Source organism: Actinomycetota bacterium, assembly GCA_035697485.1.
In the GTDB taxonomy this organism is placed as follows: domain Bacteria; phylum Actinomycetota; class UBA4738; order UBA4738; family HRBIN12; genus JAOUEA01.
The window spans coordinates 1-14,505 of record DASSCU010000043.1 but is presented as its reverse complement, the minus strand read 5'-3'; the positions used below and the strand labels follow the sequence as shown (position 1 = coordinate 14,505).

13 protein-coding genes are annotated in these 14,505 nt (G+C 70.1%); 6 read left to right on the top strand and 7 right to left on the bottom strand.

The genetic code is table 11. From position 1 onward, the window contains the following. Positions 1-19: 19 nt before the first annotated feature. The 3 genes from VFI59_11560 (at position 20) to VFI59_11550 (ending at position 2,023) form a co-directional block, all read left to right on the top strand. The gene (locus VFI59_11560) at positions 20-1,150 is read left to right on the top strand and encodes a glycerate kinase (GenBank protein ID HET6714332.1); all 1,131 of its coding nucleotides are present in this window, start codon (positions 20-22) and stop codon (positions 1,148-1,150) included. Then, entirely contained in the window at positions 1,147-1,617 is a 471-nt protein-coding gene (locus VFI59_11555; protein HET6714331.1) for a YbaK/EbsC family protein, read from the top strand. The genes VFI59_11560 and VFI59_11555 overlap by 4 nt, the downstream gene beginning before the upstream one ends. An 85-nt stretch (positions 1,618-1,702) precedes the next feature. Further along, positions 1,703-2,023 carry an iron-sulfur cluster assembly accessory protein gene (locus VFI59_11550; protein HET6714330.1) on the top strand — a complete coding sequence of 107 codons (321 nt, stop codon included), beginning with the start codon at positions 1,703-1,705 and terminating at the stop codon, positions 2,021-2,023. 36 nt (positions 2,024-2,059) lie between these two features. Here VFI59_11550 and VFI59_11545 read toward each other — a convergent pair whose 3' ends face one another. The 4 genes from VFI59_11545 to metH all read right to left on the bottom strand — a co-directional run bounded on the left by VFI59_11545 (position 2,060) and on the right by metH (position 8,497). Further along, a complete protein-coding gene (locus VFI59_11545) occupies positions 2,060-3,316 on the bottom strand; it encodes an aminotransferase class III-fold pyridoxal phosphate-dependent enzyme (GenBank protein HET6714329.1) in 1,257 nt (418 codons plus the stop codon). Positions 3,317-3,357: 41 nt separating this feature from the next. Beyond that, complete coding sequence (locus tag VFI59_11540; GenBank protein HET6714328.1) at positions 3,358-4,251, bottom strand: serine/threonine-protein kinase; 894 nt, start codon at positions 4,249-4,251, stop codon at positions 3,358-3,360. 94 nt (positions 4,252-4,345) lie between these two features. Beyond that, complete coding sequence (locus VFI59_11535; GenBank protein ID HET6714327.1) at positions 4,346-4,717, bottom strand: hypothetical protein; 372 nt, start codon at positions 4,715-4,717, stop codon at positions 4,346-4,348. Between the two features lie 141 nt (positions 4,718-4,858). Next, a complete protein-coding gene (gene metH / locus VFI59_11530; GenBank protein HET6714326.1) occupies positions 4,859-8,497 on the bottom strand; it encodes a methionine synthase in 3,639 nt (1,212 codons plus the stop codon). Positions 8,498-8,595: 98 nt separating this feature from the next. Between metH and VFI59_11525 the strand changes: the two genes are divergently transcribed. Beyond that, on the top strand, positions 8,596-9,093 hold the full coding sequence (locus VFI59_11525) for a cyclic nucleotide-binding domain-containing protein (GenBank protein HET6714325.1): 498 nt from the start codon (positions 8,596-8,598) through the stop codon (positions 9,091-9,093). Between the two features lie 21 nt (positions 9,094-9,114). On the opposite strand, the gene VFI59_11520 is transcribed toward VFI59_11525, so the two are convergent. Further along, on the bottom strand, positions 9,115-10,077 hold the full coding sequence (locus VFI59_11520) for an aldo/keto reductase (protein ID HET6714324.1): 963 nt from the start codon (positions 10,075-10,077) through the stop codon (positions 9,115-9,117). A 121-nt stretch (positions 10,078-10,198) separates the two neighbouring features. On the opposite strand from VFI59_11520, the gene VFI59_11515 reads away from it, so the two are divergent. Together VFI59_11515 and VFI59_11510 are read left to right on the top strand one after the other, a co-directional pair. Then, entirely contained in the window at positions 10,199-12,034 is a 1,836-nt protein-coding gene (locus VFI59_11515) for a 2-oxoacid:acceptor oxidoreductase subunit alpha (GenBank protein ID HET6714323.1), read from the top strand. After that, on the top strand, positions 12,027-13,040 hold the full coding sequence (locus tag VFI59_11510) for a 2-oxoacid:ferredoxin oxidoreductase subunit beta (GenBank protein HET6714322.1): 1,014 nt from the start codon (positions 12,027-12,029) through the stop codon (positions 13,038-13,040). Before VFI59_11515 ends, VFI59_11510 begins: the two co-directional genes overlap by 8 nt. 43 nt (positions 13,041-13,083) lie before the next feature. On the opposite strand, the gene VFI59_11505 is transcribed toward VFI59_11510, so the two are convergent. Then, positions 13,084-14,271: a cysteine desulfurase family protein gene (locus VFI59_11505; protein HET6714321.1), complete on the bottom strand. Its 1,188-nt coding sequence runs from the start codon at positions 14,269-14,271 to the stop codon at positions 13,084-13,086. Positions 14,272-14,349: 78 nt separating this feature from the next. After that, positions 14,350-14,502 (bottom strand): aquaporin, encoded by a 153-nt coding sequence (locus VFI59_11500; GenBank protein HET6714320.1) that lies wholly within the window; start codon positions 14,500-14,502, stop codon positions 14,350-14,352. Positions 14,503-14,505: the final 3 nt, after the last annotated feature.

Genomic DNA, 14,505 nt, shown 5'->3' with positions numbered 1-14,505 from the left:
GGATTGTACAGTCCGACCCGTGCGCATCCTCGTGGCCCCCGACAAGTTCCGCGGCACGCTGACCGCTCGCCAGGCCGCCGAAGCGTTGGCGACCGGATGGCGCCGTGAGCGACCCGGCGACGACGTGGACGTCGTGCCCATGGCCGACGGCGGTGAGGGGACGATGGACGCCTTGGTCGATGCGCTCGGGGGTCGCATCGAGCGGTCCATCGTGTCCGGGCCGATGGGTGACCCCGTCGACGCCGCCTTCGGCTTGGTGCCGTCGCAGGGCGGCATGCTCGGGGTGGTCGAGATGGCCCGCGCCTCGGGACTCTCGCTGCTCGACGAGGGTCGCCGCGACCCGCTGCGGACCACGACGCGCGGCACCGGGGAGCTGATGGCCCGCGCGATCGACGCGGGAGCCGACCGCCTCATCGTGTGCATCGGCGGGAGCGCCACGAACGACGGCGGCGTCGGCATGGCGTCGGCGCTGGGTGGACGATTCCTCGACGGGTCGGGGCGCCCGATCGCCGACGGCGGGGAGGGGCTCCTGGCGCTGGCTCGTATCGACCTCTCCGCGATGCATCCGGGCTTGGCGCACGTGGCCGTGACCGGTGCCTGCGACGTGGACAACCCCCTGACGGGGCCGTCGGGCGCGAGCGCCGTCTATGGGCCGCAGAAGGGCGCCGACGCCGAGGACGTCGCCGTGCTCGACCGCGCGCTCGGACACCTGGCCGCCGTGGTCGAGCGGGACCTCGCGATCGGGCTCCGCGACGAGCCCGGGGCGGGCGCGGCCGGCGGCCTGGGGTTCGGCCTGATGGCTTTCTGCGGCGCTCGGCTGCACCCGGGCGTCGAGGTCGTGATGGACGCGGTCGGGCTCGCCGATCGCATCGCCGGGGCCGACCTCGTCGTGACCGGGGAAGGATCGCTCGACGAGCAGTCCCTCCACGGGAAGACACCCGCCGGTGTCCTCGAGGCCTGCGGCCTCGCCGGCGTGCCCGCCGTCATCGTCTGCGGCCGTGCGACGATCGACGTGCCCGGCGTGCGGGTCGTGTCGCTCGTCGACCGCGTGGGGGAGCGGGCCGCGCTCGACGACGCGCGGGCGGCGCTGGTCGCAGCGGGCTCGGAGCTGGCCGTGGGAGCCGACGATCTCGAGGGGGAACGACGATGAGCACCGCCATGGAGCGGTTCGCCGAGGCCGCGAGGGCCCAGGGGCTGCACCCGCAGGGGCGCCGGTTCTCTGAGGGCACGAAGACGGCCGACGACGCGGCACGGGCGATCGGGTGCGACGTGGGCCAGATCGTGAAGTCGCTGGTGTTCATGGCCGACGATCGGCCCGTGCTCGCCCTCACCTCGGGGTCGAACCGGGTCGACGAGGCGAAGCTCGGGGCCGCCGCAGGCGCCGAGGCCGTGCGCCGGGCCACCCCCGAGGAAGCTCGGACCGCGACCGGGTTCGCGGTCGGCGGCACCCCGCCCTTCGGGCACGTCGACCGGGTCCGGGCCTTCTGCGACCGGGATTTGCTCGTCCACGAGGTGGTGTGGGCGGCTGCGGGGACGCCCGACTCGGTGTTCCCGCTGACCCCGACCGACCTGGTTAGGGTCAGCGGGGCGACGGTGATCGACCTGGCGGCGCGATGACCGAGGTTCTCGACCGGAGAGGTCGGATTCCGGCTCGCCGCCGGGTAGGATATTGAGACCACCCCGACGTCACCCCGGAGGAACGATGATCACGCTCACCGAGACCGCGGCCGGCAAGGTCAAGGAGCTGTTGGCCGAGGAAGGCCGTGACGACATCGCGCTTCGCGTGGCCGTGCAGCCCGGCGGGTGCTCGGGTCTGCGATACGCGATGTACCTCGACGACCAGATCGGCGAGAAGGACCAGGCGGAGGAGCAGTTCGGCGTGCGGCTCGTGATCGACAAGATGAGCGTGCCGTATCTCTCGCAGGCCACGATCGACTTCGTCGACACGCTCGAGCAGTCCGGGTTCACGATCGACAACCCGGCCGCCCAGGGCGGCTGCGCCTGCGGCAACTCGTTCCACTGAGGCGCGGTGACGCTCGCTCCGCCCGCCCGGACGAGCCTAGCCTGCCCCGACCGCGTCCAGCCCGTCCTTGAACGCCCGGGCTATCGCCGAGATCTCGTCGTCGTCGATCACGAGCGGCGGGGAGACGGCGACCGCGCCGCCGACGAGCGGGCGGACCAGCATGCCGGCCTCGCGACACGCCATGCCGACGCGCGCCGGCAGCGAAGACTCGTCCGCGATGAGATCCTGACGCAGGTTCACCGCAGCGAGCATGCCGACCCCACCACGGACCTCCTCGACCAGCTCGTGCCCGGCCAAGGGTTGAAGGGCCTCCAAGAGCGGCGCCTCGAGCTTGAGGGCGCGTTCGCATAACCCCTCGCGTTCGATGATGTCGAGGTTGGCGAGGGCCGCGGCCGCCACCGACGCATGGCCGCTATACGTGTAGCCGTGGCGCCAGAGTCCGGCGCCCTCGGCCCAGAAGGGCTCGGCGACCCACGGCGCGGCGATCACGCCGCCCATCGGCAGGTACCCGCTCGTGATGCCCTTCGCGCAGGTGATGATGTCGGGCTCGAGTCCGAACCGGGTCGACGCGAACCAGTCGCCTGCGCGGCCGAACCCGGTGATCACCTCGTCGGCCACGAACAGCACCCCGAACTCGCGGCAGACCGCGCGGGCGGTCTCGAGGTAGCCCTCCGGCGGAGGGAACACCCCGCCGGCGCCGATCACGGGCTCGCAGAAGAACGCGGCCACGCGCGCCGGCTCGTCCGCCTCGATCGCGGTACGGAGCGCTTCGGCGTCGTCCCACGGGACCTCGGTGACGTCCTCGATCAGCTCGCCGTGGCCGGTAGCGTTCGCCGGGATCCCGGCAAGCGACGTGCCCGCCGTGTGCATGCCGTGGTAGGCCTTCTCACGTCGGATCAGCACGGTGCGCTCGGGCTCTCCACGGAGCTGCCAGTAGCGGCGTGCCATCTTCGTGGCGGTGTCGATCGAGTCCGAACCCCCACTGGTGAGGAACACCTTCGAACCCTCGACCGGCGCGAGCGACGACACGCGCTCGGCCAGCGCCTCGGCGGGTCGGTTCGTGAGGTCGCCGAAGGCGGAGTAGGCGGGGAGCTCGCGCATCTGGGCGGCGACCGCATCCGCGATCTCGGCGCGCCCCCAGCCGACGTTGCAGTACCAGAGCGAGGCCGTGGCATCAAGGTAGCGACGGCCGGCGTCGTCAACGACGTACGCGCCGTCGCCTCGCACGAGCGTGGTCGCGCCGTTCGTCTCGACGGCGTGCATGTCTGCGAATGGGTGCCAGAAGCTGGTCATGGTTCGACGCTACCAGCGGCGCCCGACCACTGGCCTCGGCTTCAGCGTGGTCGAAGGCTCTTCAAGCGGAACCGCGGCGGCGTCGAGAGGAGCGGCTCGATCGTTTCGGCCAGCTCGGCCGGAGACGGACGCTCTGCCGGGTCGACGACCAGCGAGCGCTCGATCGCCTCGACGAGTGGAGGCGCGATCGCATCCGGGAGCAGACGCGGCGCGGTGTCGATCTGCGGGAACCGCTCGGCGGGCGCCGCCTCGTCGTGATCCACCCCCCGGGGGAACGGCAGTCTTCCGGTAACCGCCTCGTAGAGGGTGACGCCGATGCCCCAGACGTCGGCCGGTGGGCCGATGGGGTCGGCGTCCGTCGGTGCGCATTGCTCAGGCGCCATGTACGCGTCGGTGCCGACCGCTCGATCGAGCCTCGCGGCGTCCTCGATCGGTCGCGCGATGCTGAGATCGATCAGGCGGGGGGGCGCCCCCAGCATCACGTTCTTCGGCTTCACGTCCAGGTGCACGAGGCCCGCCCGGTGGATCGCGTGGATCGCGGAGGAGATCTCCACGCCGAGCGGGGCGGCCTGCTCCACGTCGAGCGGGCCGAACCGCCTGATGTCGGTCGATAGCCGCGGTCCCTCGGCGAGCTCGAGGATCAGCAACGGACGTTCGCCCTCGAGGTGCGCCCCGAACGACCTGATCACCACCGGGTGGTCCACCCGCTCCAGCGCGTCGGCTTCGCGCTGGAGACCCCTGAGGGCGGAACGATCGTCGACCTGATCGGGGCGCAGTACCTTCACGACAACCCGGTAGTGGAGGCGATCGTCGAACGCGAGGTACGCCTCGTACCGCTCACCCCCGCCGAGGAGGCTGAGAGCGTGGAGCCCCGGGGCGATCTCGTCGCCCGCCTCGAAGCCCCATGCACCCAGGTCCATGGTCGTATCGGTCATCGCAGGTCGCCCCGTCGTCGTGTCGTCGTGTCCTCAGCCTGGCACGGTCGGAGCCGGGTCGCTGGTGCGGCCCGGCTCCGACCACCCGATCGTGTCAGCGTGTGTCGTGCTTGGAGCGATCGTTCGTGCGGTGCCTGGAGCGGTCGCGGGTGCTCGTTCCCGGACCATCCTTCGTGCGGTCCCTCGTCAGATCCCCGCGGCTGCGGTCCCGGTTCCGCGAGACGGACGTCACCCGGCTGTTCGTGCCGTCGTTGCTGTTCACTCCGCTCGTGAACGATCCACCCCCGGTGTTCGTGTCGTCGTCATCGTCGCCACGGGCGAACGGCGTCAGCACGTCCTCATCGTCGTCCTCACGCTTGAAGACCACGACCTCCCGATCCGAGTCGTCAGCAGCGTCATCGACCGCGATCGCGGCTCCTACCGGTCCGAGGACCGCGACCGCGCCCGCGAGGGCGATGGTAGCCATGCGTCCGATCATCGTGTGCACCTCCTCGTCTGTCGTTCAAGGTCGTCTGGCTTTTCATCTCCACCGTAGGAGCCGGACATGAGGGGTCCATGAGGGGCTCATGAGCGTCGTCTCATGGAAGACCGGGCCGACGGCGCCGGGTCACGCTGGGTCGTAGGCGAGGTTCTCGCGGAGCCAACGCTCGGTCTCGGTCAGGCTCTGGCCCTTCCGACGGGCGTAGTCCTCGACCTGGTCCTTCCCGAGGCGGCCGACGTTGAAGTACCGGGCCCGCGGATGCGCGAAGTAGAGTCCGGCCACCGTCGCGCCGGGCGTCATCGCGCACGACGTCGTGAGGTCCATACCGTGGTCGCGGGCCCCGAGCAGGTCGAAGAGCGTGCGCTTCTCCGTGTGATCCGGGCAGGCCGGGTAGCCGTAGGCGGGGCGGATGCCCCGGTAGCGCTCCTCGATCAGCTCCTCGGGCGCGAGGGACTCGTCAGACGCGTACCACGTGCGGCGGACCTCGCGATGGAGCCACTCCGCGAACGCCTCGGCGAGCCGGTCTGCCAGGGCCTTCACCATGATCGACCGGTAGTCGTCATGGTCGGCCTCGAACATCTTCGAGAGCTCGTCGGCGCCGATGCCGGCCGTGACCGCGAACCCGCCCAGATGGTCGGCGAGGCCGCTGTCGGGCGGCGCGATGAAGTCGGCGAGCGAGCGGTTCGGGCGGTCGTCGCCCTCGCCGTGGTCGACCTGTTGGCGCAGCATGGGCAGCACGGTGCCGTCGCCGAGCACGATGTCGTCGGCATCGGCTCGCGCTGGCCAGAAGCCGTACACGCCGCGGGCCTGGATCGAGCCGTCGGCCACGATCGCGTCGAGGAGCTCGTTCCCGTGTTCGAAGAGCTCGCGTGCCGCCTCGCCCTGCTGCGGGTGGTCGAGGATCTGGGGGTAACGCCCCTTCAGCTCCCACGCCGTGAAGAAGAACGTCCAGTCGATCAGATCGCGCAGCTCGGCGAGCGAGGGTTCCACGACCTGTGTGCCCGTGAACGGCGGGGGCGGCACGTCGTCGGCCCGCCACTCGATCGGTGTGCGGTTCGCGAGCGCCTTGCGATAGGGCAGCAGGGGTGTCCGCAACCGCTCGGCATGCAGCTCGCGCAATCGCTGCTGGTCGATGCGGTTCTGCCCGTCGAGCTCCGCCTTGCGGCCCTCGTCGAGCAGGTTCGAGACGACGCCGACCACCCGCGATGCATCGACCACATGCACGACGGGCTGCTCGTAGGCCGGGGCGATCTTGACGGCCGTGTGCTGGCGTGAAGTGGTCGCCCCTCCGATCAGCAGCGGCAGGCTCATGCCGCGGCGTTGCATCTCGTTCGCCACGTTCACCATCTCGGTGAGCGAGGGCGTGATCAGGCCCGACAGACCCACGATGTCGGCCCTCTCCGCCACGGCCGTGTCGAGGATCAGCTCCGCGGGCGCCATGACGCCGAGGTCGATGACCCGGTAGTTGTTGCAACCCAGCACCACGCCGACGATGTTCTTGCCGATGTCGTGCACGTCGCCCTTGACCGTCGCGGTGACGAGCGTACCCTGCGCCCGGTCGGCCGACGGTCCCAGCGCGAGCTTCTCCTCCTCCATGTAGGGCTCGAGGTGGGCCACGGCCTTCTTCATCGCGCGCGCCGACTTCACGACCTGAGGCAGGAACATCTTCCCGGCCCCGAACAGATCGCCGACGATCTGCATGCCGGCCATCAAGGGCCCCTCGATCACCTGCAGTGGGCGGTCGTACGCCTGTCGAGCTTCTTCGGTGTCGTCGACGATGAAGTCGACGATGCCGTGCACGAGGGCGTGGGCGAGCCGCTCCTCGACCGAGCCCTCGCGCCAGGTGAGGTCGTCTTCGCGCTCGAGGCCACCCCCCTTCACCGAGTCGGCGAACGTGACCATGCGCTCGGTCGCGTCCTCGCGGCGGTTGAAGATGATGTCCTCGACGTGCTCGAGCAGATCCTTCGGGATGTCCTCGTACACCTCGAGCTGGCCCGCGTTCACGATCGCCATGTCGAGCCCGGCCGCGATCGCGTGATACAGGAACGCCGAGTGGATCGCGCGGCGCACCGGCTCGTTCCCGCGGAACGAGAAGCTCAGGTTCGACACGCCGCCGGAGACGCGCACGTCGGGATGCGCGCGCTTGATCTCGCGGGTCGCCTCGATGAACGCCTTCGCGTACTCGTCGTGCTCCTCGAGCCCCGTGGCGATCGCGAGGATGTTGGGGTCGATGATGATGTCGGTCGGCTCGTAGCCGGCTTCCTCGACCAGCAGACGGATCGAGCGGTCGGCGATCTCGACCTTCCGCGGGACCGTGCCGGCCTGACCCTGCTCGTCGAAGCACATCACGACGACCGCCGCGCCGTACGTCTTGATCGTGCGAGCCTTCTCGAGGAAGTCGGCCTCGCCTTCCTTCAGGCTGATCGAGTTCACGACGCCCTTGCCCTGCACGCATTTGAGCCCTGCGAGGATCGTCTCCCAGCGGCTCGAGTCGATCATCACCGGCACGCGGGCGATCTCGGGCTCGACCGCGATCATGTTCAGGAGCCGGGTCATGGCCGCCTCGCCGTCCAGCAGGTCGGCGTCCATGTTGACGTCGAGCATGTTCGCGCCCGAGCGCACCTGGTCGAGCGCGACCTCGACGGCGGCCTCGTAGTCGCCCGACTCGATCAGGCGCCGGAACTTCGCCGAGCCGGTCACGTTCTGGCGCTCGCCGACCATCACGAACCCCGTGTCACTGTGGATCGCGAACGGCTCGAGCCCGCTGTAGGTGGGCACGCGGTCGTCGAAGGACGGAACCTCGCGCGGCGAGAGGTCGCGGACGGCCCGCGCGATCGCCAGCGTGTGATCCGGCGTGGTGCCGCAGCAGCCGCCGACGACGTTCACGAGGCCGGCGTCGGCGAACTCACGCAGCAGTTCGCTCGTGACCTCCGGCGTCTCGTCGTACCCACCGAACGGATTGGGCAGCCCGGCGTTCGGGTAGCAGGCGACCGGACGGTCGGCGATGCGGGCGAACGCCTCGACGTAGGGACGCATCTCGGCGGCACCGAGCGAGCAGTTGATGCCCACGATCGCGGGATCGGCATGCTCGATCGAGGTCCAGAATGCCTCGACGGTCTGGCCGGAGAGCGTGCGGCCGCTGCGATCCACGATCGTGACGCTGATCCACAGCGGAAGATCGGGGGCAGCCTCCTTGGCCGCCGCGACCGCCGCCTTCGCGTTCAGCGTGTCGAAGATCGTCTCGATCAGCAGCATGTCGACGCCGGCCTCTCGAAGCGCCCGCATCTGTTCGGCGTACGCCCCCACGACCTCGTCGAACGACACCGCGCGGAACCCCGGATCGTCGACCTTCGGCGAGAGCGAGAGCGTCACGTTCAGGGGCCCGACCGACCCCGCGACGAAGCGCTCGGGGCCGGCTCGATCGGCCGCCTCCCTCGCCAGGCGGGCGCCCGCGAGGTTCATGTCGACGACCGCGTCCTCGAGGCCGTAGTCACGCTGGCCGAACGAGGTCGCGGTGAACGTGTTCGTCGTGGCGATATCGGCGCCCGCGCTGAAGTAGGCGTCGTGGACCTCGGCGACCACCTGCGGTTGCGTGATGTTCAGCAGGTCGGGGTCGCCCAGCACGTCGTGGTCGTGGTCGGCGAACCGCTCGCCGCGGAACTGGTCCTCGGTGAGGCCCCGGCCCTGCAGCAGCACGCCCCACGCGCCGTCGAGCACGACGATCCGGCTGCTGAGCAGTGCCTCGAGACGAGCCCGGGTGTCCATGCGCTTCACCCTAGCGGCGGCCTTCGGCACCGGCCACAACGCGGACGGCACCGGCGCCGTTTGGCCTCGTGCCGCAGCCTCGGGGTAGGCTGCCGACCATGAGCCAGAGCTTCCCGGACCTGTGGCGACGCGAGTCGGCGCCTCGTCCGCCGGCCCGCCGACCCGAGCAGACGCTCACGCGCACGAGACGCCAGACCGCCACCGCGCTCGCCGGGGTGCCCCTGTTCGCGGGCTTCTCGAAGAAGCACCTCCAACGGCTGGCCGCCGACACCGACGAGCTGACCTACGCGCGGGGCGAGGCCGTGGTGCGAGAGGGCGAGCTCGGCGAGACCCTGTTCGTGGTGCTCGAGGGCGAGGCCAAGGTGGTGCGGGGGAAGCGGAAGGTGGGCACGGTGCTGCCGGGAGACTTCTTCGGCGAGCTCGCCGCGATCGACGCGCAGCCGCGGAGCGCCTCGGTGATCGCGGTCACGCCGCTTCGCGTGCTGAGGTTGTTCCGGCGTCACCTGCTGGGGTTGCTCGAGGACGAGCCCCAGGTCACGCTGAAGCTCCTCGACGGTATCGTCCGCAGGATCCGCCAGGTCGAGCGCTCGGCCTGAGCTCCCCCAACCCGGCCGTCGTCAGCCGGTACTGAGATCGGTCGCGTCGAGGAGCGCATCGATCTCCGCGAGCGTCGATGCGTCGAGCACGAGGTCGCCCGCCGCCGCGTTCGCGCGCACGTGATCGGCGTTCCTGCTGCCGGCGATCGCACTCGTCACCCCGGGCTGGTGCACGTTCCACGCCAGCGCAAGCTGGGGGAGCGTCGCGTCGACCCGTTCGGCGATCGGGCGGAGCCGCGCCACGAGATCGAGCGCCCTCGGGAGGACGTCGAGATCGAACAGATCGACCTCGTCGGGATCGTCGGGCTCGCCTTCCTGGCCACGCCAGTCACCCTCCGGGAACGTCGTCGTCGCCGTGATCGCGCCCGTCAGCAGCCCGAAGGCGAGGGGGCCATAGCTCACGACCCCCGTTCCGTGCTCGCCGCACCATGCGATGAGGTCGGCCTGGTCGCGACGGAGCATCGAGAACTCGGGCTGCAGCGAATCGACGTGACGGACCGCCTCGCAGCGCTCGATCAGCTCGCGGCCGAAATTCGAGACGCCGATCCACCGGACCTTCCCGGCGGCGTGCAGCGCGGCCATCGCGCCCCACGATTCCTCGACCGGCACGCCGTCATCGGGCCAGTGCAGCTGGTACAGATCGATCTCGTCGAGTCCGAGCCGACGCAGGGTGGCGTCGCACGCAGCGCCGATCTGCTCGGGCCGGAACCCTGAGCCCTCGGGCGACGGGGCGACCTTCGACGCGACGGTCACCTCGTCGCGGCGCCCGGCGATCGCGCGCCCGACCAAGGACTCCGAGAATCCGTCGCCGTACACCTCCGCGGTGTCGATCCAGGTGATGCCGGCGTCGAGGGCCGCCCGCATCGCGCCGACCACGGCGGCGTCTGACTCGTTGGGGCCCCATGCCGTGCCGCCCGCCTCCCACGCGCCGTAGCCCACCACCGACAGCTCCGGTCCCTGCGATCCCAGCCGATGTGTCCTCATGGTGTGAATCTACCGGGAGCGCGCCGTCGCGAGCGCGGCGCCGCAGTACGCTAGTGATCGAAGGTCCCTCGACGATCCAGCCCGCAGTGGAAGGAGCAGCGGTCTCCACAGCCGCGCACGCATGATCAAGACCGTCGAAGAGAAGGAACGCGTCGTCGTTCGGTTCGCCGGCGATTCGGGTGACGGCATGCAGCTCACGGGTGACCGTTTCACCTCCGCCACCGCGGTGCTCGGCAACGACCTCGCGACGCTGCCCGACTTCCCGGCCGAGATCAGAGCGCCGGCCGGCACCGTGCACGGCGTCTCCGCGTTCCAGATCCAATTCGCGTCGAGCGACATCACCACCCCCGGCGACCACGCCGACGTGCTCGTGGCGATGAATCCCGCCGCGCTCAAGGCCGACCTGTCGAAGGTGGACGCCGGCGGCATCGTGATCGTGAACGAGGACGCCTTCACGCAACGCAACGTCGAGAAGGCCGGGTACGCCGCCGACCCCACGACCGACGGCTCCCTCGAGGGCTACCAGCTCTACAAGGTGCCGATGACGTCGATCACGGTGCGGGCGACCGAGGGCGTCGGCATCGGGAAGAAGGAAGCCGAGCGTGCGAAGAACATGTTCGCCCTCGGACTCGTCTCATGGATGTTCGGCCGGCCGACCGAGACGACGCTCGACTGGCTCGAGCGCAAGTTCGGCGGCAAACAGGAGATCTACGACGCGAACGTCGCGGCGTTCAAGGCCGGGTACAACTTCGGCGAGACCACGGAGCTGTTCGCCCATTCGTACAAGATCGCCGCTGCGCCCGTCGACCCGGGTACCTACCGCAACGTCGCCGGCTCGACCGCCCTCTCGTGGGGACTGATCGCGGCGTCGCAGCGGAGCGGTCTGACGTTGTTCTACGCGAGCTACCCGATCACGCCGGCGTCCGAGCTGCTGCACGAGCTGTCGCGGCACAAGAACTTCGGCGTCATCACGCTTCAGGCCGAGGACGAGATCGCGGCCGCCAACGTGGCGCTCGGCGCGGCGTTCGCCGGCGATCTCGCGGTGACCGGCACGAGCGGACCCGGCATGGACCTGAAGGCCGAGACGCTTGGCCTCGCGGTGATCATGGAGCTGCCTATGGTGATCGTCGACGTGCAGCGGGGCGGCCCCTCGACCGGCCTCCCCACGAAGACGGAGCAGGGCGACCTGCTGCTCGCGATGTTCGGTCGCCACGGCGAGAGCCCCATGCCGATCGTCGCGCCGTCGTCGCCGTCCGACTGCTTCGCGGTCGCCCTGGAAGCCGCGCGCATCGCCGTGCGCTACCGGACGCCGGTCATCGTGCTCTCCGACACGTTCCTGTCGAACTCCTCCGAACCGTGGCGCGTCCCCGACGTCGCCGACCTGCCCGAGATCGATCCGAACTTCGCGGTGCCTGACGGCGAAGGGTTCCTGCCCTACGCCCGTGACGAGAAGCTGGCCAGGCCGTGGGCCGTGCCCGGCACGCCCGGGCTCGTACACCGTGTCGGCGGTCTCGAGAGGGAGGACGGCACGGGCAACATCAGCTACGACCCTGAGAACCACGAGCGCATGACCCACCTGCGCCAGGCCAAGGTCGACGGCATCGCCGACGACATCCCGCCGCTCGAGGTCGATGACCCGTCGGGCGAGGCCGACCTGCTCGTGCTCGGATGGGGTTCGTCTCTCGGCACGATCCGCGCCGCGGCGACCCGCGTCCGCGATGCCGGGGGCAAGGTCGCGACCGCACACCTGCGTCACCTCAACCCGTTCCCGGCGAACACCGGCGACGTCGTGAAGGCTTACCGCACGGTGCTGATCCCGGAGATGAACATGGGGCAGCTCGCGATGTTGATCAGGGCGAGGTTCCTCATCGATGCGAGGAGCTTCACCAAGGTGCAGGGCCTCCCGATCTTCGCGGAGGACCTCGAAGAGGAGATCCGGCGGGTGCTTAATGACTGACGTGGTCGACACGCTCATGAAGAAGGACTTCACCTCCGACCAGGAGGTGCGCTGGTGCCCGGGGTGCGGAGACTACGCGATCCTCTCGGCCGTGCAGGGATTCATGCCCGAGCTGGGCATCGAGCCGCACAAGACCGTGTTCGTGAGCGGCATCGGGTGCAGCGGGCGGTTCACGTACTACATGGACACGTACGGCGTGCACGGCATCCACGGCCGCGCTCCGGCGATCGCCACGGGCATCGCCACCGCGAACCCCGACCTCAGCGTCTGGGTCGTGACCGGCGACGGCGACGGCCTGTCGATCGGAGGCAACCACCTGATCCACGCGCTGCGGCGCAACGTGAACATCAAGATCCTGATGTTCAACAACCAGATCTACGGCCTCACGAAGGGGCAGTACTCGCCGACGAGCGAGGAGGGGAAGGTCACGAAGTCGACTCCGTTCGGCTCGGTCGATCACCCGTTCAACCCGATCGCCGTCGCGCTCGGCGCCGAGGGCACGTTCGTCGCCCGAACGATCGACAACGACCGCCAGCACCTGACCGAGGTGCTCCGGCAGGCGGCCGCCCACCGCGGCACCGCGTTCGTCGAGATCTACCAGAACTGCAACGTCTTCAACGACGGCGCGTTCGACCTGCTGCGCGAGAAGTCCGAGGGCGTGCACCACCAGATCCGGCTGGCCGACGGCGAACCGATCATCTTCGACGAGGGCACGAAGTGCGTGATCGTGGGCGACAACGGACGCCTGCAGGTCAAGCAGACCGCCGAGGTCGACCCCGATCGCATCGTCGTGCACCAGGCCGGCGGCCGGCCGTCGCTGCCGTTCGGGCTCGCACACCTCTCGCTCGGTCCGCACGAGGCCACGTGCTTCGGGGTCTTCCGCAACTTCGACCGACCGGTGTACGGCGAGGCGATGCACGCCCAGCTCGTGAGCGCCGAGGAGCGTCTCGGCAAGGGCGATCTCGGCTCCCTGCTCCACGGCGGCGACACCTGGACCGTCGGCTAGCGCCGACCCGCGCGAGGGGTCCGATGTCGGGCCCGTCCGCAGGTCATCGCGTCGGCCTGGCGCGGAAGCGAGCGAGCGCGTCTTCGGTGCGGGCCGCAACGTCGCGGAGCTCCTGCACCAAGCCCGGCAACACGTCGAGGATGGCCTCGACGTCGGCCTCGGTGCTGCTCGGCCCGAGTCCAACGCGGAAGCTGCTCGCGCCCGGCCGTCCGATGCGTTCGAGCACCGGTGAGGCGTCGCCGGGCTGACCGGAGCACAGGGATCCGGAGGCGACGTGGAACCCCCGGTCGTCGAGGGCCATCATCAGCGTCGGCGCGTCGACGTCGTCCACGCTGAAGCAGACGAGGTGCGGCGTGCGATGGGTGGGGTGGCCGTGCACGGTCGCACCCGCCACGGTCTCGGCGATGCGTTCGCGGAGCTTGGCCGTCAGGGCCCACTGTCGGGCCGCCGTATCGCCCATCGTGTCGAGCGACGCCTGCAGGGCCGCCGCCATCGCGACGATACCCGGCGTGTTCTCCATGCCCGACCGTCGCTTGCGCTCGCGGTCGTCGCCGCACGGATACGCGGTGAGTCCCACGCCGCGACGGACGTAGAGCGCGCCGACCCCCGGTGGACCCCCGAACTTGTGGGCGGAGCACGACAACAGGTCGACCCCGAGCGCCTCGGCGTCGACGGGCAGGCGGCCGACGGTCTGACAGGCGTCGGTGTGGAACCTGACCTTCGCTTCCCGCGCGAGCCTCGAGGCCTCCGCGACCTGCTGCATCGTGCCGAGCTCGTGGTTCGCGTGCTGGACGCTCGCGAGCAGCGTGCCCGGCACCTTGATCTCGGCCGCGTAGCGATCGAGGTCGATGCGACCGTATTGATCGACCGGGATCTCCGCGACCTCGAATCCGTCGCTCTGCAGGGCGTGTCCCACGCCGCCCACCGCGGGGTGCTCGACGGCGCTCACGACGAGACGGGTGCCGAGTTCCCGCACGGCCCGCACCCCTCCCCAGATCGCGAGCGCCACGGACTCCGTACCGCCCGAGGTGAACACGATCTCGTCGGGCTGGGCCCCGAGCGATGACGCGACGGTCTCACGGGCATCCTCGAGCAGGCCTCGCGCGCGTCGTCCGGGAGCGTGGATCAGCAGCGGATCGCCGAAGGCATCGAGCGCCTCGACGAATGCGGCTCGCGCCTCCGGAAGCAGCGGGGTCGCCGAAGCCCCGTCGAGGTAGATGTCCGCGGTCATCTCGTGTCAACTCGGAACGCGACCGCCGTCGGGTTCCTTCCCGAATCGCGACGCGTCCTCGGGGCTCGCCCGGCCGACTCAGGGGATCGCAGGTTCCGTGTCCTTCAGGAACGCGCTCCAGTACAGGACGCCGGCGATGATGCCGCCGGCGATGGGCCCGACGATCCAGACGTACCAGTCGGCCCAGTCCGTCGTGGCGAGGGCGGGCCCGAACCACCGGGCGGGGTTCATCGC